Source organism: Candidatus Micrarchaeota archaeon (assembly GCA_028866575.1).
In the GTDB taxonomy this organism is placed as follows: Archaea; Micrarchaeota; Micrarchaeia; order Micrarchaeales; family Micrarchaeaceae; genus UBA12276.
This window is the reverse complement of the sequence record JAGWHU010000046.1, coordinates 1-1190: the sequence shown is the minus strand read 5'-3', so window position 1 is coordinate 1190 and position 1190 is coordinate 1. Positions and strand designations below refer to the sequence as shown.

The window sequence follows — 1190 nt, the reverse complement described above, 5'->3', positions numbered from 1 at the left end:
TGAGGGTCGGTCGGCATCGTCGGCAGCCCGGTGCCGAAGTCCAACCCCGGCTGCTGCGCCGCCTCCTCCGGCGTGGTGCAGGCGATCGTGGCGGGTGCGCCGGACGGCGCGGGCGCGGGCGGCCCGAACTGGCCGATGCGGCCGAATCCGGCGGGGGCGAGGCCGCCCTGAAGGCGCATCCAGGCCTCCTGCACCTGCTCCGGGCTGTACATGCGCTCCGGGCGCTCGGCGAAGAAGGCCGCCATCGCCGCCGCCTGCGCCGGGTCGCTCTGCCAGAGCGCCCCCGGCACCTGCTGGACGGCCTGCGTGTAGGCGGGGCGCATGTAACCGGCGGCCAACAGGGGGTTCTGGGCCGTTTCGGCGGTCATATCGGGGTGCGCGGGCAGGTGGATCTGGTAGGGGCCGAAGGACGTGCCGTTGTCGCCCGGAGCCCAGCCGCCGGCGAGTGAGCCGCCCTCCATGAGCGCGCCCATCCGCATCGCCAGACGGACATGCGGGTCGGGCGTCCCCTGGTCGATGGCCAGTTCGAGGGGCGTCGTGCCCGTCATGGGCGGCGGGGTCGTCCAGGAGGGCGAGGGGGCCAGCGCGGGAGCGGAAGGAAGCAAGGCCCCCGCGCTGGCATCCGGCGGTGGGGAGGCCGGTCCCGGCGCAGTATAGCCGGGCGGCGCGGGGAGTTGGGCCGGCGGAGCCGGTGCGGGAGCTGGTGCGGCCGGCTGAGGCGCCGGCGGAGGGCTGAGCAGGTTGTCCAGCCAGGCGTTCCGGTCCTCGATCTGGTAGGGCTGAAGGGCGCGTCCCGTGTCCGGCGGCACGTAGCCGGGCAGGTCGGAGAGACGGCCGCCGATGAAGGGCGTCTGGGGGCCGGGTTGGGGGGCCGAGGACGCCGGCACGGCGGGGGGCGCCCCGAAGCTCAGCGGCGGCGGCGCCGGGGGGGTGCTCGTGCCCATGTACGTGCCGGTGCCGGCCGCGTCCTCAAGCGGCATACGCGCCTCCTAGGCGAAGCTGAGCATCGGCGTCCGCGTCTGATGTGGCGTCGCGTCGTAGATCATCCCGTCCAGTTGTGCGGGCGAGATGCCGATGGACGAGTAGGCGGAGTAGATGCTTTGCAGCATGTCCGCGTCGCCGCTCTTGAGCTTGTCCCAGATGGGCGCGAGGTAGCGCGGGTCGTAGAGCGTCTGTCCCGGCCGCAGGAC

The 1190-nt window shown here is 74.0% G+C and carries 2 protein-coding genes; both read right to left on the bottom strand.

Translation table 11 applies throughout. From position 1 onward, the window contains the following. On the bottom strand, positions 1-548 hold a 548-nt coding region (locus KGI06_06360; protein ID MDE1871831.1), incomplete at its 3' end, for a hypothetical protein. A gap of 441 nt (positions 549-989) precedes the next feature. Further along, a partial coding sequence (locus tag KGI06_06355) for a hypothetical protein (protein ID MDE1871830.1) occupies positions 990-1190 on the bottom strand: 201 nt, incomplete at its 5' end.